The sequence below is a fragment of the Agrococcus versicolor genome (genome assembly GCF_039531815.1).
Taxonomy (GTDB): domain Bacteria; phylum Actinomycetota; class Actinomycetes; order Actinomycetales; family Microbacteriaceae; genus Agrococcus; species Agrococcus versicolor.
The window spans coordinates 1,072,742-1,095,028 of record NZ_BAAAQT010000005.1; the positions used below are offsets into that span (position 1 = coordinate 1,072,742).

General features: G+C 73.5%; 21 protein-coding genes and 1 other RNA gene. 9 read left to right on the forward strand and 13 right to left on the reverse strand.

Features of this window, described 5'->3' with window-relative positions; all coding sequences use genetic code 11:
• Positions 1-11 precede the first annotated feature (11 nt).
• Entirely contained in the window at positions 12-1,196 is a 1,185-nt protein-coding gene (locus ABD249_RS08060) for a hypothetical protein (RefSeq protein ID WP_344342442.1), read from the reverse strand.
• Positions 1,197-1,314: 118 nt separating this feature from the next.
• Between ABD249_RS08060 and ABD249_RS08065 the strand changes: the two genes are divergently transcribed.
• A complete protein-coding gene (locus ABD249_RS08065) occupies positions 1,315-2,010 on the forward strand; it encodes a DUF4191 domain-containing protein (protein ID WP_344342444.1) in 696 nt (231 codons plus the stop codon).
• A gap of 109 nt (positions 2,011-2,119) precedes the next feature.
• Positions 2,120-3,544 carry a type I glutamate--ammonia ligase gene (glnA, locus tag ABD249_RS08070; protein WP_344342445.1) on the forward strand — a complete coding sequence of 475 codons (1,425 nt, stop codon included), beginning with the start codon at positions 2,120-2,122 and terminating at the stop codon, positions 3,542-3,544.
• A 117-nt stretch (positions 3,545-3,661) separates the two neighbouring features.
• Here the strand turns inward: glnA (ABD249_RS08070) and ABD249_RS08075 are convergent, their stop codons facing one another.
• Genes ABD249_RS08075 through ABD249_RS08085 form a run of 3 tightly spaced genes read right to left on the reverse strand, consistent with a single transcriptional unit; the run spans position 3,662 to position 10,015 of the window.
• On the reverse strand, positions 3,662-6,553 hold the full coding sequence (locus tag ABD249_RS08075; RefSeq protein WP_344342447.1) for a bifunctional [glutamine synthetase] adenylyltransferase/[glutamine synthetase]-adenylyl-L-tyrosine phosphorylase: 2,892 nt from the start codon (positions 6,551-6,553) through the stop codon (positions 3,662-3,664).
• Between the two features lie 15 nt (positions 6,554-6,568).
• On the reverse strand, positions 6,569-7,894 hold the full coding sequence (glnA, locus tag ABD249_RS08080; RefSeq protein WP_344342448.1) for a type I glutamate--ammonia ligase: 1,326 nt from the start codon (positions 7,892-7,894) through the stop codon (positions 6,569-6,571).
• A 30-nt stretch (positions 7,895-7,924) separates the two neighbouring features.
• Positions 7,925-10,015 (reverse strand): NAD(+) synthase, encoded by a 2,091-nt coding sequence (locus ABD249_RS08085; protein WP_344342450.1) that lies wholly within the window; start codon positions 10,013-10,015, stop codon positions 7,925-7,927.
• A 62-nt stretch (positions 10,016-10,077) separates the two neighbouring features.
• Here ABD249_RS08085 and panB point away from each other — a divergent pair, with 62 nt between their 5' ends.
• Together panB and ABD249_RS08095 are read left to right on the forward strand one after the other, a co-directional pair.
• A complete protein-coding gene (panB, locus tag ABD249_RS08090) occupies positions 10,078-10,935 on the forward strand; it encodes a 3-methyl-2-oxobutanoate hydroxymethyltransferase (protein WP_344342451.1) in 858 nt (285 codons plus the stop codon).
• 10 nt (positions 10,936-10,945) lie between these two features.
• Complete coding sequence (locus ABD249_RS08095; protein ID WP_344342452.1) at positions 10,946-11,458, forward strand: DUF1697 domain-containing protein; 513 nt, start codon at positions 10,946-10,948, stop codon at positions 11,456-11,458.
• Positions 11,459-11,485: 27 nt separating this feature from the next.
• Here the strand turns inward: ABD249_RS08095 and ABD249_RS08100 are convergent, their stop codons facing one another.
• Positions 11,486-11,653, reverse strand: coding sequence for a P-loop nucleotide/nucleoside kinase family protein (locus ABD249_RS08100; RefSeq protein WP_344342454.1), 168 nt, complete (start codon positions 11,651-11,653; stop codon positions 11,486-11,488).
• A 5-nt stretch (positions 11,654-11,658) separates the two neighbouring features.
• Positions 11,659-11,832, reverse strand: a complete 174-nt coding sequence (locus tag ABD249_RS08105) for an SPOR domain-containing protein (RefSeq protein WP_344342455.1) — start codon at positions 11,830-11,832, stop codon at positions 11,659-11,661.
• A gap of 29 nt (positions 11,833-11,861) precedes the next feature.
• On the opposite strand from ABD249_RS08105, the gene map reads away from it, so the two are divergent.
• Both map and ppgK read left to right on the forward strand, forming a co-directional pair.
• Positions 11,862-12,740: a type I methionyl aminopeptidase gene (gene map, locus ABD249_RS08110; RefSeq protein ID WP_344342457.1), complete on the forward strand. Its 879-nt coding sequence runs from the start codon at positions 11,862-11,864 to the stop codon at positions 12,738-12,740.
• Positions 12,741-12,753: 13 nt separating this feature from the next.
• Positions 12,754-13,551 carry a polyphosphate--glucose phosphotransferase gene (gene ppgK, locus ABD249_RS08115; protein WP_344342458.1) on the forward strand — a complete coding sequence of 266 codons (798 nt, stop codon included), beginning with the start codon at positions 12,754-12,756 and terminating at the stop codon, positions 13,549-13,551.
• A 21-nt stretch (positions 13,552-13,572) separates the two neighbouring features.
• On the opposite strand, the gene ABD249_RS08120 is transcribed toward ppgK, so the two are convergent.
• Positions 13,573-14,958, reverse strand: coding sequence for an NAD(P)/FAD-dependent oxidoreductase (locus ABD249_RS08120; RefSeq protein WP_344342460.1), 1,386 nt, complete (start codon positions 14,956-14,958; stop codon positions 13,573-13,575).
• A gap of 148 nt (positions 14,959-15,106) precedes the next feature.
• On the opposite strand from ABD249_RS08120, the gene ABD249_RS08125 reads away from it, so the two are divergent.
• The 3 genes from ABD249_RS08125 to ABD249_RS08135 are packed head-to-tail and all read left to right on the forward strand — an operon-like array spanning position 15,107 to position 18,838.
• Positions 15,107-15,892 carry a DeoR/GlpR family DNA-binding transcription regulator gene (locus ABD249_RS08125; RefSeq protein WP_344342461.1) on the forward strand — a complete coding sequence of 262 codons (786 nt, stop codon included), beginning with the start codon at positions 15,107-15,109 and terminating at the stop codon, positions 15,890-15,892.
• Positions 15,889-16,824: a 1-phosphofructokinase family hexose kinase gene (locus ABD249_RS08130; protein WP_344342462.1), complete on the forward strand. Its 936-nt coding sequence runs from the start codon at positions 15,889-15,891 to the stop codon at positions 16,822-16,824. The genes ABD249_RS08125 and ABD249_RS08130 overlap by 4 nt, the downstream gene beginning before the upstream one ends.
• A gap of 22 nt (positions 16,825-16,846) precedes the next feature.
• Positions 16,847-18,838, forward strand: a complete 1,992-nt coding sequence (locus ABD249_RS08135; RefSeq protein ID WP_344342464.1) for a PTS fructose transporter subunit IIABC — start codon at positions 16,847-16,849, stop codon at positions 18,836-18,838.
• A gap of 25 nt (positions 18,839-18,863) precedes the next feature.
• Here the strand turns inward: ABD249_RS08135 and ABD249_RS08140 are convergent, their stop codons facing one another.
• The 6 genes from ABD249_RS08140 to ABD249_RS08165 form a co-directional block, all read right to left on the reverse strand.
• Positions 18,864-19,304: a hypothetical protein gene (locus tag ABD249_RS08140; protein ID WP_344342465.1), complete on the reverse strand. Its 441-nt coding sequence runs from the start codon at positions 19,302-19,304 to the stop codon at positions 18,864-18,866.
• Between the two features lie 50 nt (positions 19,305-19,354).
• Positions 19,355-19,697: RNase P RNA component class A (gene rnpB, locus ABD249_RS08145), an RNA gene on the reverse strand.
• A 51-nt stretch (positions 19,698-19,748) separates the two neighbouring features.
• Positions 19,749-20,180 (reverse strand): reverse transcriptase-like protein, encoded by a 432-nt coding sequence (locus ABD249_RS08150; RefSeq protein ID WP_344342467.1) that lies wholly within the window; start codon positions 20,178-20,180, stop codon positions 19,749-19,751.
• On the reverse strand, positions 20,177-20,917 hold the full coding sequence (locus ABD249_RS08155; RefSeq protein ID WP_344342468.1) for a zinc ribbon domain-containing protein: 741 nt from the start codon (positions 20,915-20,917) through the stop codon (positions 20,177-20,179). The genes ABD249_RS08150 and ABD249_RS08155 overlap by 4 nt, the downstream gene beginning before the upstream one ends.
• A 70-nt stretch (positions 20,918-20,987) precedes the next feature.
• On the reverse strand, positions 20,988-21,806 hold the full coding sequence (locus tag ABD249_RS08160) for a Nif3-like dinuclear metal center hexameric protein (RefSeq protein WP_344342469.1): 819 nt from the start codon (positions 21,804-21,806) through the stop codon (positions 20,988-20,990).
• A 10-nt stretch (positions 21,807-21,816) separates the two neighbouring features.
• Positions 21,817-22,242 (reverse strand): hypothetical protein, encoded by a 426-nt coding sequence (locus ABD249_RS08165; RefSeq protein ID WP_344342471.1) that lies wholly within the window; start codon positions 22,240-22,242, stop codon positions 21,817-21,819.
• Positions 22,243-22,287: the final 45 nt, after the last annotated feature.

Below are 22,287 nucleotides of genomic sequence, written 5' to 3' on the forward strand. Positions count from 1 at the left end.
CGCCCCGGGCCTCACGCGCCCCACGCATCGCGCAGCATCCAGCCGGCGTCGGTCCTCACCACGAGGACCGACGCCGGCTCGCTGCTGCTGGCGACGTCCACGAGCACGGCGTCGCCGAGCACGGCCACCTCCGTGAGCGTCGCGTCGCCGGGCAGCCGCCACGTCGAGGCCGCGGCGGCACCCGTGGGATCGAGGATGGCTGCGAGGCACGCGTCGTCGGCCGCGTCGAGGCACGCCTCGCGTGCCGCGAGCAGCGCGCCCGCGGCCTCGACCGACGTCGCCTCGGGCGTCGGCGGTGCCGCCGCGTCGACCGACGACCCGCCACCGGGCGACGCCGACGACGCAGGGGCGTCGGCGACGGGCGCCGACGAGGCGGTGCCCGCGAGCACGAGCGCGCCGGCGAGCGCGACCGCGCCGGCTCCCCCGGCGAGCCAGACCGGCCGGCGCACGGCCCCCAGCTGCGCGAGCGCATCCTGCGCCCACCGCACCGCGCGCGATGCCTCCTCGACGCGGCGCACGCGCTCGCGCGCCCTCCTCGGTGGCGCCGGAGCGGCATGGGCGTGCTCGATGGGCACCGCGGGCCATGCCTCGAGGAGCCCGTCGGCCGCCGCGTCGGCGTCCCGTGCCCGCAGCGCGTCGCGCACGCCGATCGGCACCGGCTCGCCGCACGCACCCACGAGCTCGTCGACGAGCACGAGGAGCGCGTCGCAGTCTGCCGCGACCGCCTCGCACGACGCCCGCCACGCCTGCGTGGGCGACGTCGTGCGCCGTTCGGCGCCCACGCCGACGAGGGAGGGGCAGCCGTCCTCGTCGAGCACGAGCGCGTGGAGGTCGATCCTGCCTGCCGTCGCACCCGCGGCGTGCAGCGCGGCGACGGCCGAGAGGATCGGCGCCGCGATCGTGACGACCTCGCCCACGCGCGGCGCGCCACGAGCGAGCAGCCACGCCGCCGCGGTCGTGGCGCACGAGGGTCGCACGAGCACCACCGCGTCGTCGAGGGTCGCGACGTCGAGCACGGGCAGCAGGTGCGCGTGCGGCACCGCGAGCAGCACGGCGGCCTCCTGCGCCATGGTCGCCGCCGCCGCGCCGCGGCCGACGTGCAGCTCGACGGCCTGGTCGCCGAACGCCGCGAGCACGCGCCGCTCGCCCTCGTCGCGCACCACGCGCACGACCCGATGCCCAGCGATCTCCTCCATGCCCGAACCCTCGCCCACGCGCCCGGCGAGCCCGTCGCCGCGTCCGCGGGCTGTGGACGTCGCGAGCCTGTGCGGGAGGCGTCGTCGAACGCCCCTCGCGGGCGATACCCTGGGAGGCATGGCGCAGCCGATCGACGCGAGGGAGCCGGGTCGCATCCGGACCATGTGGCGCATCTTCCAGATGACGCGCAAGCAGGATCGGGTGGCCCTGCCGCTGATGATCGGCGCGGCGGTGCTGCCGATCGTCCTCGCGGTCGTGCTCGCGCTCCTCATCGCCCCGGGCGACGTGCTCTTCACGATCCTGTGGATCGTCTCGGGCGTCCTCATCGGCCTGATGCTGCTGATGCTCACGCTGACGTGGCGCGCCGAGAAGCTCGCCTTCTCGCAGATCGAGGGCAAGGCCGGCGCCGTGGGCGCGGTGCTCTCGAACGGCCTGCGCGGATCGTGGCAGTCGAGCGAGATGCCCGTCGCCGTGAACACGAAGACGCAGGACGCCGTCTACCGCGCCGTCGGCCGCGCGGGGATCGTCCTCATCGCCGAGGGCCCGCAGGCGCGCACGCAGCGCCTCGTGCAGGACGAGCAGCGCAAGATCAAGCGCATCGTCCCGAACGTCCCCGTGCACGTCCTCGCGATCGGCCCCGACTCCGACATCCCGCTGCGACGCCTCACGCGTCGCATGCGCGGCCTCAAGCGCACGCTCACCCGCGCCGAGGTCATGGCGGTCTCGAACCGCCTCTCGAGCCTCGGCGGCATGCAGATGCCGATCCCGAAGGGCATCGATCCGCGTCGCATGCGCGCCGGCCGTCCGCGCTGACGATCGCGTAACGCGCCGGAAACAATCGCGTCACGTCGGGGCAACGGCCTCGCCCTAGCGTCATGACCACGGCGCGTCCCGCGCCCACCCCCAAGGAGCAAGGAGCGTCATGTTCAAGGATTCGTCCGAGGTTCTCGCCTTCATCGCCGACGAGGACGTGAAGTTCCTCGACATCCGGTTCACGGACCTCCCCGGCGTGCAGCAGCACTTCAACATCCCCGCCTCCACGGTCGACGAGGACTTCTTCACCGTCGGCCAGCTGTTCGACGGCTCGTCCATCCGCGGCTTCCAGGGCATCGCGGAGTCCGACCTCCAGCTCATCCCCGACGTGACGACCGCGTACCTCGACCCGTTCCGCGAGTCGAAGACGCTCATCATGATCTTCGACATCTACAACCCGCGCACGGGTGAGATCTACCACCGCGACCCGCGTCAGGTCGCGCACAAGGCCGAGCAGTACCTCACCTCGACGGGCATCGCCGACACGGCGTTCTTCGCGCCCGAGGCGGAGTTCTACGTCTTCGACGACGTGCGCTACGAGGTCAAGCAGAACCAGTCGTTCTACGCCGTCGACTCCGAGGAGGGCGCGTGGAACTCGGGTCGCGTCGAGGAGGGCGGCAACCTCGCCAACAAGACGCCCTTCAAGGGCGGGTACTTCCCCGTCTCCCCCGTCGACAAGCAGGCCGACCTGCGTGACGACATGTCGCTGAAGCTCATCGACGCGGGTCTCGAGCTCGAGCGCTCGCACCACGAGGTGGGCACGGGCGGCCAGGCCGAGATCAACTACAAGTTCTCGACCCTCGTGCGCTCGGCGGACGACATCCTCAAGTTCAAGTACATCGTCAAGAACACGGCCGAGGAGTGGGGCAAGACCGCCACGTTCATGCCGAAGCCGCTCTTCGGCGACAACGGCTCGGGCATGCACACGCACCAGTCGCTCTGGAAGGGCGGCGAGCCGCTGTTCTACGACGGCAACGGCTACGGCGGCCTCTCGGACCTCGCCCGCTGGTACATCGGCGGCATCCTCGCCCACGCGCCGGCGCTGCTCGCGTTCACGAACCCCACGCTGAACTCGTACCGCCGCCTCGTGAAGGGCTTCGAGGCCCCGGTCAACCTCGTCTACTCGGCGGGCAACCGCTCGGCGGCGATCCGCATCCCGATCACGGGCACGAACCCCAAGGCGAAGCGCATCGAGTTCCGCGCCCCCGACGCCTCGGGCAACCCGTACCTCGCCTTCGCGGCGCAGCTCATGGCGGGCCTCGACGGCATCAAGAACCGCATCGAGCCGCACGAGCCCGTCGACAAGGACCTCTACGAGCTGCCCCCCGAGGAGGCCAAGAGCATCCCCCAGGTGCCCGGCACCCTCGAGGAGGCGCTCGCGGCGCTCGAGGCGGACCACGCGTTCCTCCTCGAGGGCAACGTGTTCACCGAGGACCTCATCGAGACGTGGGTCGCGTACAAGCGCGAGTCGGAGATCCTCCCGGTCGCGCTGCGTCCGCACCCCTTCGAGTACGAGCTGTACTTCGGGGTCTGATCGACGTCACGTCGATCCCATGAGACTGGGGCCGGGTTCCTTGGGGGGACCCGGCCCCTTCCCATGTCCGCTCGACGCTGCGGGCGACGATCGCGCGCGACGTCGGCAGGCGAGGCGCTAGCCCCAGAAGCGCTCGTCGAAGACCTTGCGGGCGAGGCGGGTCGCGCGCAGGTACTCCTCCTCGACGGTGGCGGCGCTCCCCTGCGTGCGCCCCATGAGCCGTGCGACGACCTCGAGCTGACCGCGATCGGTGGGCAGCAGGTCGATCGTGCGGGCCTGGGCGAGCGCGAGCGCGTTGCGCAGGCGGGACGCGAGCAGCCACGCGCGTCGGAGGATCGCCGCGTCGCGCGCCGGGATCGCCCCGGCCTCGACGAGGCCGGCGAGCGCGACGAGGGTCGTGGGATGCCGCTCGCGCGCCCCGTCGACGGGCTGCTGCAGCTGCAGGAGCTGCACGAGCCACTCGACGTCGCTCAGCGAGCCGCGGCCGAGCTTGAGGTGCCGCGTGCGATCGGCGTTCTGCGGCAGCCGCTCGGCCTCGACGCGCGCCTTGATGCGGCGGATCTCGCGTGCGCCCGTCTGCGAGAGGGTATCCCTGTCGCGGGCGGCGACGACGATCGCGAGCAGGTCGTCGGCGAGCGTGCGGTCGCCCGCGAACGGCGCGGCGCGCAGGAGCGCCTGCTGCTCCCACACCTCGCCCCAGCGCTCGTAGTAGGTGGCGTACGACGCGAGCGTGCGCACGAGCGGCCCCTGCCTGCCCTCGGGGCGCAGCCCGGCGTCGAGCTCGAACTTGACCGACGGATCCTGCACGATCTCGCTCGCGGCGCGCACGGCGCGCATCGCGGCGTCGACGTCGGACTCGTCCCGGCAGACCCAGAGCACGTCGACGTCGGAGCCGAACCCGATCTCGCGACCGCCCGTGCGTCCCATGCTCACGACGCCGATCGCGACGTCGCCGCCCGCGAGGTCGAGCGCCGCGTCGATCGTCACGCCCGCGATGCCCGTGAGCCGCTCGCCCGTCTCGAGCACGTCGTCGACGGCGAGCGCCGAGGCGAGGGCGGCGCGCAGCAGCTCGCGGCGTCGCAGGGTGCGCAGGGCGGTCTGCGCCGTCGCGCGGTCGTCGCGGTGCCGCTCGACGATGGCCCGCGCCTCGTCGGCGAGCGTCGCATGCGGCAGCGCCTGCAGGCGCGACTCGTCCGCGAGCCAGTGCGCGGCCTCCGGGATGCGCTCGAGCAGCGTCGCGATGAGCCGCGACGACGACAGCACCGTCATGAGCCGCTGCGCGGCGAGCTCGGAGTCGCGCAGCATGCGCAGGTACCACGGCGACTCGCCGAGCGCCTCGGACAGCCGGCGGAACGCGAGGAGCCCCATGTCGGGGTCGGGTCCCTCCGACAGCCACTGCAGCAGCACGGGCAGCAGGACGCGCTGGATCTGCGCGCGCCGGGTGACGCCGTTCGTGAGCGCGCCGATCTGCGCGAGCGCCCCCTTCGGATCGCGGAACCCGCTCGCCTCGAGCCGCGCCCTGGCGGCCTCGTCCGTCAGCTGCGTCGAGCCGTCGGGCAGCGAGGCGACGGCGGCGAGCAGCGGCCGGTAGAAGAGCCGCTCGTGCAGCCTGCGCACCTCGCGCTTGATCGTCGTCCAGCGCGCGAGCATCGCCTCGGCGTCGGCGAATCCCGCGGCCCGCGCGATGCCGCGCTGCGCGTCGGGATCCGACGGCATGAGGTGGGTGCGCGACAGGCGCGCGAGCTGCGCTCGATGCTCGAGGACGCGCAGCTGCCGGTAGTCGTCGGCGAACTCGCCCGCCTCGACGCGTCCGATCATGCCGGCGGCGAGCAGCGCGTCGATCGCCTCGAGCGTGCCGCGCTGCCGGACGTGCTCGTCCGTCGCGCCGTGCACGAGCTGCAGGAGCTGCACCGTGAACTCGACGTCGCGCAGGCCGCCCGGTCCGAGCTTCAGCTGCCAGTCGACCTCGTCGGCGGGGATGTGCGCGGTGACGCGCTCGCGCATGCGCTGCACGGACTCGACGAAGCCCCCGCGCGACGACGACTGCCACGCTCGCGAGGCGACGGCCTCCTCGTACGCGGCGCCGAGCTCCGCGTCGCCCGCGACGGCGCGGGCCTTGAGGAGCGCCTGGAACTCCCACGACTTCGCCCAGCGCTCGTAGTAGGCGACGTGCGACTCGAGCGTGCGCGTGAGCGTGCCGTCCTTGCCCTCGGGGCGCAGGTTGGCGTCGACCTCCCACAGCATGGGCTCGCGCGCCGACTCGACGCAGCCCGCGGTCGTCTCGCGCGCGAGCGCCTGCGCGACCTGCGCCGCGCGCTCCTCGGAGATCGCCTCGGTCGACCCGTGCACCCAGATGACGTCGACGTCGCTGAGCACGTTGAGCTCGCGCGCACCCGTCTTGCCCATGCCGATGACGGCGAGCGCCGTGGCGGCGACGTCGTCGGCGCCGAAGCGCACGGCGACGGTGCGCCGGGCGATCGTGAGGCTCGCCTCGAGCGCGGAGGCCGCGGCGTCGGCGAGCGCGGCGCTCACCGCCTGCACGTGCGCGACGGGATCGGGCTGGGCGAGGTCGTAGGCGACGATCTCGGTGAGGTGCCTGCGGTACCTGCGGCGCATCGCGACGATCGCGTCGGTGCGGGACGCCTCGGGGTCGGCCACGGCCTCCTGGAGGCTGCTGCGCAGCTCCTCGGTCGTCGGCAGGGCGCGCGGCACGAGGGCCTCGAGCAGCTCGGGTGCGCGCTCGATGCAGGTCGCGAGGCCCGTCGACGCGCCGAGCACGCGCATGAGCGACGCGCTCGCCGCGGCGTCCGCGAGCGTGGGCGCGAGGTCGAGGCCGGCCCGGTGCAGGCGCACGAGCGACCGCAGCGCGCGATCGGGATCCGCGGCGAGACGCAGGTCGTCGAGGCGCTCGCCGAGCACCGACTCCACCTCGCCGACGAGGTCGATCGCCTCGCTCGGGGACGAGAAGCCGAGCCGCGCGAGGCGAGACGTCGTCGTCTCAGCGCGCATGGTGGTCGTGCCGCATCACAGGAGCGTGAGGTTGGCCTCGAGCTCGTACTGGGTCACCTGCGCCCGGTAGCGGCGCCAGTCGGCGCGCTTGGACTGCAGGAAGAACTCGAACACCTGCTCGCCGAGCGTCTCGGCGACGAGCTCGGAGTCCTCCATGAGGCCGAGCGCGCGGTCGAGGCTCGACGGCAGCGGCTCGTAGCCGAGCGCGCGGCGCTCCTTGTCGGTGAGGCTCCAGACCTCCGTCGTCGCCTCCTCCGGCAGCTCGTAGCCCTCCTCGATGCCCTTGAGGCCTGCGGCGAGCATGACCGAGAACGCCAGGTACGGGTTCGCGGCGGCGTCGATGCCGCGGTACTCGACGCGGGCGCTCTGCGGCTTGTTCGACAGCGGCACGCGCACGAGCGCCGAGCGGTTGTTGTGGCCCCAGGAGATGTGGCTCGGGGCCTCGTCGCCGGCCCACAGGCGCTTGTACGAGTTGACGAACTGGTTGGTGACGGCCGTGAACTCCGGCGCGTGGCGCAGGAGGCCGGCGACGAACTGCCGGCCGGTCCTCGACAGGCCGTACTGGCCCGCCGCGTCGTGGAAGGCGTTCTGCTCGCCCTCGAAGAGCGACATGTGCGTGTGCATGCCGCTGCCCGGCTGCGCCTGCAGGGGCTTCGGCATGAAGGTCGCATGCACGCCCTGCGCGATCGCGACCTCCTTCACGACGGTGCGGAAGGTCTGGATGTTGTCGGCCGTCGAGAGCGCGTCGGCGTAGCGCAGGTCGATCTCGTTCTGGCCCGGGCCCGCCTCGTGGTGGCTGAACTCCACCGAGATGCCGAGGTCCTCGAGCATGCGCACGCTCGCGCGACGGAAGTCGTTCGCCGTGCCGCCGGGGACGTTGTCGAAGTAGCCGGCCTGGTCGACGGGCGTCGGGTTCGAGGGGTCGGCGTCCTTCAGCAGGTAGAACTCGCACTCGGGGTGCGTGTAGAAGGAGAAGCCGCGCTCGGCGGCGCGCGCGAGCGCCCGCTTCAGCACGTTGCGCGGATCGGCGGCGGCGCCCTCGCCGTCGGGCGTGAGGATGTCGCAGAACATGCGCGCGGTCGGGTCGACCTCGCCGCGCCACGGCAGCACCTGGAAGGTCGCGGGGTCGGGGCGGGCGATGACGTCGGCCTCCGACGCGGTCGTGAGTCCCTCGATCGACGAGCCGTCGATGCCGAGGCCCTCGGCGAACGCGCTCTCCACCTCTGCGGGGGCGATCGCGACCGACTTCAGCGTGCCGAGCACGTCCGTGAACCACAGTCGCACGAACTTGACGCCGCGCTCCTCGATCGTGCGAAGCACGAAGTCACGCTGCTTGTCCATCGAAGGTCCCTTCGCTTCCGTGACCCCAGGCTATCCGTGCGCGGCCGGGACGTCCGACGCCGGCAGCGCCGCGTCGAGCTCGGCGAGCCACGCCGCCGCCGAGGCGTCCGACGGCATCCGCCAGTCGCCGCGCGGCGACAGCGAGCCGCCCGCGACCACCTTCGGCCCGTTCGGCAGCGCCGAGCGCTTGAACTGGTGCTGGAAGAAGCGGCGCACGAACACCTCGAGCCATCGTCGGATGGTCGGCAGGTCGTAGGCGATGCGCTTCTCGACCGGGTAGCCGACGGGCCACGCGCCCGTCGACGCGTCCGCCCAGGCGTGCATGGCGAGGAAGGCGATCTTCGACGGCCGGTAGCCGCGGCGCAGCACGTGGAAGAGCGTGAAGTCCTGCAGCGGGTACGGGCCGATCGCGTCCTCGGTCGACTGCATGGCGCCGGCATCCGTCTGCGGCACGAGCTCGGGGCTGATCTCCTGCCCGACGATCGCCGTGAGCACCTCGCCGACGTCGTCGCCGAACTGCCCGGTGTCGACGACCCAGCGGATGAGGTGCTGGATCAGGGTCTTCGGGATGCCGCCGTTGACGCCGTAGTGCGACATGTGGTCGCCCACGCCGTACGTGCACCATCCGAGCGCGAGCTCGCTGAGGTCGCCCGTGCCGAGCACGATGCCGCCGCGCTGGTTCGCGATGCGGAAGAGCAGGTCGGTCCGCAGGCCCGCCTGCACGTTCTCGAACGTCACGTCGTAGACGGGCTCCCCCTCGCCCGCCGGGTGCCCGATCGTCTGCAGGAGGCTCGTGGCGACGGGGCGGATGTCGAGCTCCTCCCACGTGACGCCGAGCGACTCCATGAGCGCGATGGCATTGGAGCGGGTGCCCGCGCTCGTCGCGAACCCCGGCATCGTGAACGCGAGGATGTCGGTGACGGGGCGCCCGAGCCGCTCGAGCGCCTTCGCGGCGACGATGAGCGCGTGCGTCGAGTCGAGGCCGCCGGAGACGCCGATGACGATGCGGGGCGCGTACGCGTCGGTCGTGAGGGCGCGCAGGCGCTGCTCGAGGCCCGAGACCTGGATGTTGTACGCCTCGTAGCAGTCGAGCGCGAGACGCGCCGGGTCGTCGGGCACGAAGGGGAAGCGGTCGACGGCGCGGCGCAGGCCGATGTCCTCGGTCGTCGGCTCGAGCTCGACGTGGATCTCGCGCACCCCCGGCGCGCCGACCATCGCCCCGTTCTGGTCGAAGCTCCCCTGTCGCATCCGCTCCTGCCGCAGGCGGTCGAGGTCGACGTCGACGATCGTCTCGGCAGGGCCGGACGGGAAGCGCTCGGACTCGCCGAGCAGGTCGCCGAGCTCGTAGACCATCGTCATGCCGTCCCACGAGAGGTCGGTCGACGACTCCCCCTCGCTCGCGGCGGCGTACGCGTAGACGGCGTTGCCGCGCGCCGACGCCGAGCGTGCGAGCAGGTGGCGGTCCTCGGCGCGGCCGACGGTGATCGGCGAGGCCGAGAGGTTGAGCAGCACGGTCGCGCCGCCGAGCGCCGCGAGCGCCGACGGCGGCACGGGCACCCACATGTCCTCGCAGACCTCGGCGTGCACCGCGAGACCAGGGACGTCGTCGGCCACGACGACGAGGTCGGGGCCGCAGGGCAGCTCGCCGTCGTCGTCGGCACCCGGCCAGTGCGGCCGCTGGATCCAGGACGGCGCACGGGATCCCTCGGCGAACCAGCGCAGCTCGTAGAACTCGCGGTAGTTCGGGATGGACATCTTCGGCACGACGCCCAGCACGACGCCGCGGTGCAGCAGCACGCCGCAGTTGAACACGCGGCTGCCGATCGCGAGCGGGGCACCCACCGCGACGATCGTCGCGCAGTCGGCCGTCGCCGCCGCGAGGTCGACGATCGCGCGATCGACCGCGTCGAGCAGCACGTCCTGCAGATGGAGGTCGTCGAGCGCGTAGCCGGACAGCGACAGCTCGGGGAAGACCGCGACGGCGACCCCCTGCGCGTCGAGGGCATGCACGCGCTCGGCGATGCGCTCCGCGTTCACGGCGGGCTGCGCGAGCGCGACCGGCAGCGTGCACGCGGCGACGCGGGCGAATCCGTGGGCGTAGGCGCTGCGGAACGCATCCATGGGTCGATCCTCGCAGACGGCGACGCCGTCGGCTCCCCCTTCGCACGGCGTAGGCTCCTCGCATGCCAGAGGAGTCGAGCCCCTACGGGGGCGCACCGCAGTCCGTGCCCGGCACCACCAGGAAGCGCGTCCGCACGCGCCACTTCCGCCAGGCGAAGGCCGACGGGGTGAAGATCACGGGCCTCACGAGCTACGACACCCTCACGGCGCAGATCTTCGACCGCGCCGGCATCGACTTCCTGCTCGTGGGCGACTCCGCGGGCAACACGGTGCTCGGCTACGACACGACGCTGCCGGTGACGGTCGACGAGCTCATCCCCCTCACGCGTGCCGTCGCGCGCTCGTGCCAGCGCGCGCTCGTCGTCGCCGACATGCCGTTCGGCTCGTACGAGGTCGACGCCGCGGAGGCGCTGCACACCGCGATCCGCTTCATGAAGGAGACGGGTGCGCACGCCGTGAAGCTCGAGGGCGGCGAGCGCTCGGCCGACAAGATCCGCCGCATCGTCGACGCGGGCATCCCGGTCATGGGCCACGTCGGCTTCACGCCGCAGTCGGAGCACGGCCTCGGCGGCCACGTCATCCAGGGTCGCGGCGACGACGGCGCCGACCAGCTGCTGCGCGACGCGCTCGCCGTCGAGGCCGCAGGCGCCTTCGCGGTCGTGCTCGAGATGGTGCCCTCGGACGCCGCCGCGAAGGTCACCGCGGCGCTCGAGATCCCGACGCTGTCGGTGGGCGCCGGTCCGCACTGCGACGGGCAGCTGCTCGTGTGGACCGACTGGGCCGGGCTCACGACGGGCCGCACGCCCCGCTTCGTGAAGCAGTACGCGCACCTCGCGCAGACGCTGACGGAGGCCGTCGTCGCCTTCCGCGCCGACGTCGAGTCGGGGGCGTACCCCTCGGCCGAGCACGAGTACGAGTAGGGCGGGCACGATGGCGACCTCCCGCGTCGTCCTGCTGCTGCGGGGCGTCAACGTGGGCGGGGTCGTCGTGCGCTCGACGGACCTGCGGGCGCTGCTCGCGGACGCGGGGCTCGGCGAGGTCCGGACGGTCCTCGCGAGCGGCAACGCCATCGTCGACGCCGACGACGCGACGGCAGCGGCCCGCACCGCCGAGGCCGCGCTCGAGGCCGGCTACGGCCGCCGGATCCGCGTGCTCGGCCTCGAGCTCGAGGCGCTCGCCCGCATCGTGGCGTCGTACCCGTTCGCCGAGGACGATGCGCACACGCCCTACGTCGTGCTCGGCCTCGACGTCGGCGTGCTCGAGCGGCTCGCCACGACCGAGACCCCCGAGGACCTCGCCCTCGTCGGCGACGCGCTGTGCTGGTCGAACCCCACGGGCACGACGATCGACTCGCCGTTCGGGCGGGCGCTGACGCGCGTGGGCAAGGACTCGACGATGACACGCAACCTGCGCACCCTGCGCCGCATCGTCGCCGCCGGCTGACCGCGTCGCGTCCCGCGACGCCCGTCGTCAGCCGACGTGCCCGTAGCGCTCGTCGTCGAACGCGAGCCCCGGGTGCATCGCGCGCATGACGGCATCGAGGCTCAGCCGCACGGCGCCACCGTCAGCGGCGAGGCGGCGGGCGAGCGTGGACTTGCCGGCGCCGTCGAGGCCGACGAGCAGATGCGCCGTGGCCACGCGGGTCAGCGGTCCTCCGCCGCCTCCTCCGCGGCCCACTGCTCGGAGCGCCGCTTGATGATCTCGGGGGCGCGTGCAGCCTCCTCGGCGGAGGTGAACGGGCCGGCGCGATCGTAGCCGGGAGAGACCATGCCCTCCTCGACGGCGCCCGTCTCGAGGTTGTACCAGTACTCGGTCATCATCGTCCCCTTTCCCTATGCTGGAGCCTATGCCCAAGGACGCGAGCGGTCACCTGGTGCCCGGCGTCGTCGGGCCCGCCCCCGCCGTCCCGCGCGGCATCGCGAGGCCCGAGTACGTGGGGCGTCCCGGCCCCGCGGCGCACGTCGGCGGCGACGTCTACGACGCGGGCACGATCGAGCGGATCCGACGTGCGGGACGCATCGCGGCGGACGCGCTCGTCGCCGTCGAGCAGGCCGTGCGCCCCGGCGCGACGACCGACGAGCTCGACCGCGTCGCGCACGCCTTCCTCGTCGAGCACGACGCCTATCCGTCGACGCTCGGCTACCGCGGCTACCCCCGCTCGTCGTGCACGAGCGTCAACGAGATCATCTGCCACGGCATCCCCGACGACACGGTGCTCGAGGAGGGCGACGTCGTCAACGTCGACGTCACGGCCTTCGTCGACGGCGTGCACGGCGACACGAACCGCACGTTCCGCGTCGGGGCCGTCGCACCGGAGGTCGACGACCTCGTGACGCGCACGGAGGAGGCGCTGCACCGCGCCATCCGCGTCGTCGCGCCCGGCCGCCGCGTCGACCTCGTGGGGCGCGCGGTCGAGACGTACGCGCGGCGCTTCGGGTACGGCGTCGTGCGCGACTTCACCGGGCACGGCGTCGGCACGTCCTTCCACTCCGGCCTCGTCATCCCGCATCACGAGTCCGCGTCGCACACGACCGAGATGGTCCCCGGCATGGTCTTCACGATCGAGCCGATGCTGACCCTCGGCGGATCCCCGGACTACGCGCTGTGGGCGGACGGCTGGACCGCCGCCACGAAGGACCGCAGCGTCACCGCGCAGTTCGAGCACACGATCGTCGTCACCGAGGCCGGTGCCGACGTCCTGACCCTCCCCACCACGCAGGAATGAGCACCGACCGACCATGAGCAAGGACAAGAAGTCCAAGAAGCGCGCCACGCAGGCGATCGGCGTCGACATCGGCGGCACGGGCATCAAGGCGGCGCTCGTCGACGTGCGCTCCGGCGAGCTGCTCAGCGACCGCATCAAGCTGCCGACGCCCGCCGGCGGCGAGCCCGAGGACATCGCGACGGTCGTCGTCGACCTCGTCGGCCGCCTCGACGCCGCCGAGGCGACGCCCATCGGCGTCACCTTCCCGGCGATCGTGAAGCACGGCCGCACGCTGAGCGCGGCGAACGTGTCGGACCAGTGGATCGGCTTCGAGGCCGAGCGGTTCTTCGAGCAGCACCTCGGCCGCCCCATCCACTTCGTGAACGACGCGGATGCCGCGGGCATCGCCGAGGACCACTGGGGCGCGGCGAAGGACGTCGACGGGCTCGTGATCCTCACGACCCTCGGCACGGGCATCGGCGGGGCGCTCATCTACAAGGGCGTGCTGGTGCCGAACGCCGAGCTCGGCCACCTCGAGCTCGACGGCCACGACGCCGAGTCGCGGGCGTCGAACAAGGCGCGCGAGCGCGAGGAGCTGTCGTACGAGGCGTGGGCCGAGCGCCTGCAGCGCTACTACGCCCACCTCGAGTTCATCTTCTCGCCCGACCTCTTCGTCGTCGGCGGCGGCGTCTCGAAGTCGGCCGACAAGTTCCTGCCGCTGCTCGACCTGCAGACGCCCATCGTGCCCGCGACGCTGCGGAACAACGCGGGCATCATGGGCGCGGCGGCGCTCGCGGTCGGCATCGACCCGCAGGAGCCGCCGAAGGCCTGAGCGCCTCGCCGGCCCCGCGCGCTACTCGTGGAGGCCGGCGAGCCTGCCGCCCGCCGTCGCCAGCAGCGACGTCCGGGCCGCACCCGTGCGCTCCTCCCATGCGTCGGCGACCGCGAACATGCGGACCATGCCATGGACGCCGACGAACCGGATGGGCTCGGGCTCCCACGTGCCGCCGTCGTGGTCGTTCCACGGCAGCGCCGTGAGCGCCGTGCGTCGGCCGCGGATCCGGTCGAGCAGCGTGCGCGCGGCGAGGTTCGTGGCCGTCACGCCGTGCCCGGCGTAGCCGTACGCGTGGCCGACGCCCGTGGCGTCGTCGACGTGCACGCGAGCGCACCAGTCGCGCGTGACCCCGATCGCGCCACGCCACGCGTGCGCGACCGGCATGCGGATGCCGGGGAGCATCGCGCGCAGGCGCGCGTGGAGCTGGCGGATGACGGCGATCGGCAGCTCGCCATCGCCAGGCAGCCCTGAGCCGAACCGGTACGGCGAGCCGCGCCCGCCGATGGCGATGCGGCCATCCTCGGTGCGCTGCGCGTAGACGAAGGTGTGGGCGGCGTCGCCGAGGCACTCGCGACCCTCCCATCCGATGCGGGCCCAGTCGGCGTCCGACAGGGGCGTCGTCACGACCATCGAGGAGTGGACGGGGATGAGCGCGCGCTCGCCCACGAGCGGGCCGGAGTACGCCTCCGTGCACGCGATGGCGTGGCGGGTGCGCACGGGGCCGTGGCTCGTGCGGACGACGCCCGGCTCCAGGGCCTCGGCTCGCACCCCCTCGACGATCATCCCGCCGCGCGCCTCGACCGCGGCGGCGAGCCCGGCCACGAGCGCCGCGGGCTGCACGCGTGCCGTCGCGGGCGTCAGCAGGCCGCCCAGCGCTCCGTGCACGGCGATGCGGGCAGTCGTGCGCGCCGCGTCGAGCAGCACCGCCTCGTCGGGCTCGTAGCCGTAGCGCAGGTGCCCCTCCTGCTCCGCCTCGAGTCGCCCGAGGCCGGCCGGGGTCGTCGCGATGCGCAGCTGACCGCCACGGATCGCACCCGCGTCGATGCCCTCGCGGGCAGCGACCTCGAGGGTCTCGTCGATCGCGCCGAGCATCGATCGCTGGAACGCGCGCACGGCATCCAGGCCGCTCGTGCGCTCGTAGACGGCGCGGTTGCCCGGCAGCAACGGTGACAGCCAGCCGCCGTTGCGACCCGATCCGCCGTAGCCGACGCGCTCGGCCTCGACGACGAGCACGCGCGTCGTCGGGTCGTCGACGAGGGCGTAGTACGCGAGCCACAGCCCCGTCAGGCCGCCGCCGACGACGACGAGGTCGACCTCGCGCGGCAGCGCCGCAGCCGTCCGCAGGGCTGGGCGCGGCGTCACGCGGGCCCAGTGGGAGATCTCGCCGTTGCGGTAGGTCGTCACCTCGCACCTCGCCCTCGCCCGTCGCGTGCTCGCCATCCTGCCGTGCCCGACGTCGACTCGCGACGGTACGCGCACCTGGTTATTTCTGCGTTTTCCTTTGCTTTGCTGTGTTCGTGCGCTACCGTCGAGTCACGACCGAGGAGGCTCGATGCTGGCAGTGCACCGCCGCGATGCGATCGCCGAGCGCATCCGCGCCGAGGGCCGCGTGCTCGTCACCGAGCTGGCCTCGGACCTCGGCATCACGCAGGAGACCGTGCGACGCGACCTCGACGCGCTCGAGGTCGCCGGCATCGCCCGCCGCGTGCACGGTGGGGCGGTGAGCGCCGAGCGCGTGAGCCTCGTCGAGGCCGCCGTCGACGAGCGCGTGGGCCGCAACGCCGCGGGCAAGCGTCGCATCGCCGAGCTCGCCGCGCGTCGCCTCGTCGCCCTCGGCGCGACGAGCCTGCTCGTCGACGCCGGCACGACGACCGCGGCGTTCGCCGAGGCGCTCGTGCAGCAGTGGCCGCAGCGCTTCGCCGAGCGCCTCGTCGTCGCCACGCACGCCCCGGCCGTCGCGGCGATCCTCTCGCGGCATCCCGCCATCGAGGTGCACGTGCTCGGCGGCCGTCTGCGGCAGCTCACCGGCGCCGCCGTCGGGTCGCAGACGCTGCTCGCCGTGCAGTCGCTGCGACCCGACGTCGTCGTCCTCGGCACGAACGGCCTCGACGCGGCAGGACTCACGACGCCCGATCCGGAGGAGGCCGCCGTCAAGACCGCGATCGTCGCCGCCGGCCGGCGCATCGCCTGCCTCGTCGACGCCTCGAAGGTCGGGGCGTCGACGCTGTGCCGCTTCGCATCCCTCGACGACGTCGACGTCGTCGTCACCGACCACGCCCCCGGGCCCGGCCTCGCAGCCGCCCTCGCCGACGCCGGCACGGAGGTGCACGTCGCATGATCCTCACGCTCACGCTCCATCCCTCGATCGACCGCACGGTCGAGCTCGGCGCACCCCTCGAGGTCGGCGGCGTCGCTCGCGCCCATGCGCGAGCGACCGAGGAGCCCGCCGGCAAGGGCGTCAACGTCGCACGCACCCTCATCGCAGCGGGCTCGGCGTCGACGGCCATCGTGCTCGCCGACCCGCACGACCGGCTCATGGTCTCCCTCGACGCCCTCGGCATCGAGGCCGTCGCGATCGCCATCGGCGCTCCCGTGCGCCAGAACCTCGCGATCGTCGACCCCGACGGCACGACGACGAAGGTCAACGAGTCGGGCGGCGCCATCGACGCCCGCGTGCTCGACGCGCTGCTCGACGCCGTCGACGAGCTCGCGACCGGAGCGACGTGGGTCGTCCTGGCGGGCAGCCTCCCGCCGGCGACGAGCGCCGACGTCGTGACGGCGATCGTGCACGCCGTCCGCCAGGCGGGCGACGCACGCATCGCCGTCGACACCTCCGGACCCGCGCTCGCCGCGGCGGTCGCGGCCGGGGTCGACCTCGTGAAGCCGAACGAGACCGAGCTCGCCGAGCTGCTCGGGCTCGACGCCCACGCGCTCGACGAGCCGAGCGCCGCCATCGACGCCGCCCACGACCTCGCGCGCCGCGTGCCCGCCGTGCTCCTCACCCTCGGCGCCGACGGCGCCGCGCTCGTCACCGCCGACGGCGCATGGCGCGGCGCTCCCCCGCCGACCGTCGTGCGCTCGACGGTCGGCGCCGGCGACGCGACGCTCGCCGGCTACCTCCACGCCGAGCGCCAGGGCGCCTCCGAGGCCGAGCGCCTCGCGCAGGCGATCGCCCACGGATCCGCCGCCGCCGCCCTCCCGGGCACGGGCATCCCGACCATCGACCAGGCAGACGCATCGCGCGTCGCCATCCACCCCATCGGCCGCTAGGCCACCCACCCGAGGAGCACCGTTGCCCGTCATCACCCCACAGCTCGTCGCGTTGGACCGACCCCTCGGCTCCACGAAGGACGACGTCATCCGCACGATCGCCGGCATGGTCGCCGATGCCGGTCGCGCCACCGACGCGGAGGCCCTCGCCACCGACGTCCTCGCCCGCGAGGCCCTCACGGCGACGGGCATGGGCGGCGGCATCGCCATCCCCCACGCCAAGACCGCCGCGGTCGCCGAGCCCGCCCTCTTCTTCGCTCGCCTGCGGCCCGGGGTCGACTTCGGCGCCCCCGACGGCCCCGCCGACATCCTCTTCATGATCCTCGCGCCCGAGGGCGCCGCCGACACGCACCTGCAGGTGCTCTCGCGCCTCGCCGGCTCGCTCGTCGACGACGACTTCACGGCAGCGCTGCGTGCCGCCGCGACGCCCGAGGAGGTCGTCGCGCTCGTCGACGCCGCCGTCGCCGACCGCGAGGAGACGCAGGCGGCCGTCGCCGCCGACGCCCGCTCGCTCGTCGCGGTCACCGCCTGCCCCACGGGCATCGCGCACACCTACATGGCGGCGGACTCGCTCAAGGCCGCCGGCGAGCGCGCCGGCGTGCGCATCACGGTCGAGACGCAGGGATCGGCGGGCTCGAAGCCCATCGACCCCGCCATCATCGCCGCCGCCGACGCGGTGATCTTCGCCGTCGACGTCGACGTGCGCGACAAGGGCCGCTTCGCCGGCAAGCCCGTCGTGCAGGTGCCCGTCAAGCGCGGCATCGACGACGCCGACGGCCTCGTCGCACGCGCCCTCGCCGCCGCCGACGACCCCTCCGCGGCGCGCGTGCCGTCCTCGGGCGCCGCGTCGTCCTCCGCCGCACCCTCGAACGAGTCGTTCGGCGCCCTGCTGAAGCGCGTGCTGCTCACGGGCGTCAGCTACATGATCCCGTTCGTCGCCGGCGGCGGCCTCCTGCTCGCGATCGGCTTCGCGATGGGCGGCTACGAGATCGCGTTCGCCAGCGACGTGCAGGGGCAGAACGTCGCCCAGTTCACGGCGCTCAACTTCCAGCTCTGGAACCTGCCCGCCGAGGGCCTGCTGTACTACCTCGGCTGCGTCGCCTTCGTGATCGGTGGCGCCTCGATGGCCTTCCTCGTGCCCGCGCTCGCCGGGTTCATCGCCTACGGCCTCGCCGACCGACCCGGCATCGCACCCGGCTTCGTCGCCGGATCCATCGCGGGCTTCATGGGCGCCGGCTTCCTCGGCGGCATCGTCGGCGGCCTGCTCGCCGGCGTCGTCGCACGCTGGATGGGCACGTGGAACGTGCCCCGCTGGCTCGCGGGCCTCATGCCCGTCGTGCTCATCCCGCTGCTCGCCTCCATCATCGCCTCCGGCCTCATGGTCGTCGTGCTCGGCGGACCGATCGCCGCGCTCACCACCGGCCTCGGCGACTTCCTCAACTCGCTCTCGGGCACGGGCGTCGTGCTCCTCGGCCTCCTGCTGGGCACCATGATGGCCATCGACCTCGGCGGGCCCATCAACAAGGTCGCCTACTCGTTCGCCGTCGCGAACCTCGCCACGGGCTCCCCCGAGAACCCCGGGCCGTGGATGATCATGGCCGCCGTCATGGCTGCCGGCATGGTGCCGCCGCTCGCCATGGCGCTCGCGACCGTCGTCGACCGCCGCCTGTTCTCCGCCGCCGAGCGCGAGAACGGCAAGGCCGCATGGCTCCTCGGCGCCGCGTTCATCTCGGAGGGCGCCATCCCGTTCGCCGCCGCCGACCCGCTGCGCGTCATCGGCGCGTCGATCCTCGGAGCGGCGACCACCGGCGCCATCGCGATGGGTGCGGGGGTCGTCAGCCAGGCTCCGCACGGCGGCGTGTTCGTCATGTTCGCGATGCAGGGCACCTGGCCGATGTTCCTCGTCGCGATCGTCGCCGGCGTCATCGTCTCGGCGCTCGCGGTCATCGTGCTCAAGCGCTTCGTGCGCCGTGCGCCCATCGAGGCGGCGGAGCCGCAGCTCGCGACCGTCTGACGACGGGCACGGACGGGGCGGGTCGCTAGCGCGGCCCGCCCCTCCTGCGTGCTCGGGCCTTCGCGTGCACGGCGAACCAGCGGCGCGCCTCGGGCGTGCGCAGCCGCTCGCGCACCCAGTGGTGGATGCCGTACGAGGGCCCTCCCCCGTCGATCGGCCAGCCGACGAATCGCCTCGTGCGCTCCGATCCGTGCTGCAGCAGCACGGCGCAGACGACCGACACGATCGCGCATGCCACGACGATCGCCGCGACGGCGAGCCCGACTCCCGGAGCGACCCGCCCGGCGAGCACGACGCCGATCGCGATCGCGCCGATGAGCTGGAGGATGCCGGCGCCGACGAGGTACGCGACGACGGAGCGCACCTCGTGCGGCGGCCGCGAGCCGACGATCGGACCGCGATCCGGCGCGGTCGCATCCGCCCCGCGGAACCAGCGGAGGTCGTCGTCGGGTGCGCCGCGCGTCATGGACGCACCGTAGACCCGCGCCCTGGGCGCGGGCCGAGACGACCGGTGGTGGGACTGGCCGGCCGATACGCCGGGTTCTGTCGTGGACGGCCATCTCTCTACGACGTACGTTGCCGCACGCCTCCAGCGACCTACCCGAAGGCGGGACGAGCAGCCCCATGGCCTTCTGTCTGGTCTTGCTCCAGGTGAGGCTTGCCTAGCCGCCGCGCTCGCACGCGACGCTGGTGGTCTCTTGCACCACCGTTTCACTCCTGACCGGCGTGATGCCGGCGGACCTGCTCTCTGTTGCGCTTGCTCGCGGGTCACCCCGGGTGGACGTTATCCACCACCTTGCTCTGCGGAGCCCGGACGTTCCTCGGCACCCGAAGGTGACGCGGCCGCCTGGCCGACCAGTCCCGCCACGATGCTACCGGGCCGGGCGGACGCGCGCTGGGCGTCCCTGCGTCAGTGGCGCCGCTCGAACGACGCGCCCACGTCCATGGCCTCGTTGGCGACGCGGTCGGCGCGTGCGTTCTGCGCGCGCGGCACCCACGTGAAGCGCACGGGCACGCCCGCGAGCAGCTGCCGCGCCTCCTGCGCGAGGTCGGCCATCGACGGGTGCTTGATCTTCCAGCGACCGGACATCTGCTCGACGACGAGCTTCGAGTCCATGCGGACGTCGAGCGACGCGTCCGGGTCGATCGCGAGGGCCGTGCGGCAGCCCTCGATCATGCCGCGGTACTCCGCGAGGTTGTTGGTCGCGATGCCGACGAACGTGCCGACCTCCGCGAGCAGCTCGCCGGTGGCCGGGTCGATGACGACGGCGCCCGAGCCCGCGCGCCCCGGGTTGCCCCGCGATCCGCCGTCGGCCTCGATGACGAGCGTGCGACCGCTCACAGGCCCGAGTCCTCGGTGCGCACGAGGATCGCGGACGACGACGGGCACAGCAGCACGGCGTCGGGCGCGGCGGCGCGGACCTCGTACAGCTCGGCGGAGGTCAGCTCGACGCCGCTCGCCGACGACATGCGGCGCGTCAGGTGGCTCGCGCCGAGCCCGTAGCGGGCGCGCTGGCGCTCGTAGAGGGCGAGCAGGTCGGCAGGGATCGTCGCCTCGACGCGCGTGCGGTCCGAGCGTGCGGCCTCGAGCTCGTCGCGGACGCCCACGAGACCCTGGTCGCGCGCCGTCGCGAGGCGGCCACGACGTGCGCGCTCCTCCTCGGCGGCCGCGCGGGCGCCTGCGAGCGCCGCCTCGGCGACCTCCAGGCGCTCCATGACCTCGAGCTCGATGTCCTCGAGGTCGCCGCGGCGCTTGTCGAGCGACGCGATCTCGTGCTCCATCGCCGTCGCCGTCTTGGCATCCGACGTCTGCTGCAGGCGCTCGCGGTTGCGCTTGGCGCGCGCCTCGACGGTCTGCACGTCCGCCTCGATGCGTCGCACCTCCGCCTGCAGGTCGTCGACGGCGCCGAGTCGCTCGAGCACCGTGCGGTCGTGCCCGACGAGCGCGTCGTCGGACGCGGCGATCTCGGGGTCGTCGAGCAGCAGTCGCTCCTTGTGCTCGAACTGCCGGATGCGCGTGTCGACGTCCTGCAGGTCGAGCAGCCTGCGCTGGTCCTCGGGGCTGGCGGTCAGGGCCATGCGTCCTCCTTCGCGCGACTGCTCGTCGCGATGCGTGCGTGCGTGTCGGTGCCGGCGACCCGGTCGCGGGTCACTGCGGCACCTGGAAGTCCCAGGGGTCCGTGCGCAGGTCGCTCACGGCGACCTCGACGCCGGGCAGCTCGGCCCGCAGCTGCTCGGCGGCGGCATCGAGCCACAGCCACTCGCTGGCCCAGTGCGACACGTCGACGAGCGCGGGGCCCGCGCCGAGCGCGTGCCGCTCGCGGGCGTCGGATGCTGGATGGTGGCGCAGGTCGCTCGTGACGTAGACGTCGGCGCCGACCACCGCGGGCTCCGTCAGCAGCGAGTCGCCCGCGCCGCCGCAGATCGCGATGCGCTGCACCGTGCGGTCGAACGAGCCGGCGACGCGGATGCCGCTCGCCGTCGACGGCAGCGCATGCGCGAGGGCCTCCGCGAGACGCCCGAGCGTCACGGGCCGCGGCAGCGTGCCGACACGACCGAGGCCGTCGCCGGAGCCGTCGTGCGCGGCGACGATGGGCTGCGCGTCCTCGATCCCGAGGAGGCGGGCGAGCTCGCCGGAGGTGCCGCGCTCGACGACGTCGGCGTTCGTGTGCGCCGCGAGCAGCGCGCAGCGGGCCCGCACGAGATCGGTGACGATGCGGCCCTTCGCGGTCGTCGCGGCCACGGACGTGACCCCGCGCAGCAGCAGCGGGTGGTGGACGAGCAGCAGGTCGGCACCCGTGGCGACCGCCTCGGCGGCGGTGTCGAGCACGGCGTCGACCGCGAGCAGGATGCGTCGCACCTCGTCGGCGGGATCGCCTGCCACGAGGCCCACGGCATCCCAGTCCTCGGCCCCCGATCGGGGCCAGAGCCGCTCGACGGCGACCTGGACGTCGGCGACGGTGGTCATGCGCCCCAGTCTAGGCGGGCTGCACCGGCTCGAGCGGCGGCACGGCCGCTCGCCTGCGCTCGCCCACGCCGGCGGCGACCGCCGCGACGGCGGCGCGGATGGTCTCGTCGCTCGCGGTGCCGGGGAAGAACTCGTCGACGCGTGCGCGGAGCACGAGCGTCGCGACGGCGAGGGACGGCTGCTCCGCCGCCACGACGATGCCGACGGCCGTCGCGGACGCTCGCAGGCGGGCGAGCGTCGCGCCGCCGTCCTCGACGAGGATCGCGTCCCCGACGACGACGAGCGCATCGTGCTCGGCCACCTCGCGCGGCATGTCCTCGAGCCGGTCGGCGACGACGACGGTCGCGCCCGGGACGTCCTGGACGGCCAGCGCGAGCGCGATCGATCGCGCCGGCGTCCCTGCCAGCACCACCACCGAGAACAGAGCATTCGTCATGTTCTCGATCGTACCCCGCAGGGGCGATCCGGGCGGATGCCGACA

Coding starts and splice junctions, on each gene's coding strand:
- ABD249_RS08075 (WP_344342447.1), bottom strand. CDS start 6,553: ATGCGCGCTGAGACGACGACGTCTCGCCTCGCGCGGCTCGGCTTCTCG.
- ABD249_RS08060 (WP_344342442.1), bottom strand. CDS start 1,196: ATGGAGGAGATCGCTGGGCATCGGGTCGTGCGCGTGGTGCGCGACGAG.
- ABD249_RS08140 (WP_344342465.1), bottom strand. CDS start 19,304: ATGACGCGCGGCGCACCCGACGACGACCTCCGCTGGTTCCGCGGGGCG.
- glnA (WP_344342445.1), top strand. CDS start 2,120: ATGTTCAAGGATTCGTCCGAGGTTCTCGCCTTCATCGCCGACGAGGAC.
- ppgK (WP_344342458.1), top strand. CDS start 12,754: ATGAGCAAGGACAAGAAGTCCAAGAAGCGCGCCACGCAGGCGATCGGC.
- ABD249_RS08165 (WP_344342471.1), bottom strand. CDS start 22,242: ATGACGAATGCTCTGTTCTCGGTGGTGGTGCTGGCAGGGACGCCGGCG.
- ABD249_RS08155 (WP_344342468.1), bottom strand. CDS start 20,917: ATGGCCCTGACCGCCAGCCCCGAGGACCAGCGCAGGCTGCTCGACCTG.
- map (WP_344342457.1), top strand. CDS start 11,862: ATGCCCAAGGACGCGAGCGGTCACCTGGTGCCCGGCGTCGTCGGGCCC.
- ABD249_RS08130 (WP_344342462.1), top strand. CDS start 15,889: ATGATCCTCACGCTCACGCTCCATCCCTCGATCGACCGCACGGTCGAG.
- ABD249_RS08105 (WP_344342455.1), bottom strand. CDS start 11,832: ATGACCGAGTACTGGTACAACCTCGAGACGGGCGCCGTCGAGGAGGGC.
- panB (WP_344342451.1), top strand. CDS start 10,078: ATGCCAGAGGAGTCGAGCCCCTACGGGGGCGCACCGCAGTCCGTGCCC.
- ABD249_RS08160 (WP_344342469.1), bottom strand. CDS start 21,806: ATGACCACCGTCGCCGACGTCCAGGTCGCCGTCGAGCGGCTCTGGCCC.
- ABD249_RS08095 (WP_344342452.1), top strand. CDS start 10,946: ATGGCGACCTCCCGCGTCGTCCTGCTGCTGCGGGGCGTCAACGTGGGC.
- glnA (WP_344342448.1), bottom strand. CDS start 7,894: ATGGACAAGCAGCGTGACTTCGTGCTTCGCACGATCGAGGAGCGCGGC.
- ABD249_RS08085 (WP_344342450.1), bottom strand. CDS start 10,015: ATGGATGCGTTCCGCAGCGCCTACGCCCACGGATTCGCCCGCGTCGCC.
- ABD249_RS08065 (WP_344342444.1), top strand. CDS start 1,315: ATGGCGCAGCCGATCGACGCGAGGGAGCCGGGTCGCATCCGGACCATG.
- ABD249_RS08125 (WP_344342461.1), top strand. CDS start 15,107: ATGCTGGCAGTGCACCGCCGCGATGCGATCGCCGAGCGCATCCGCGCC.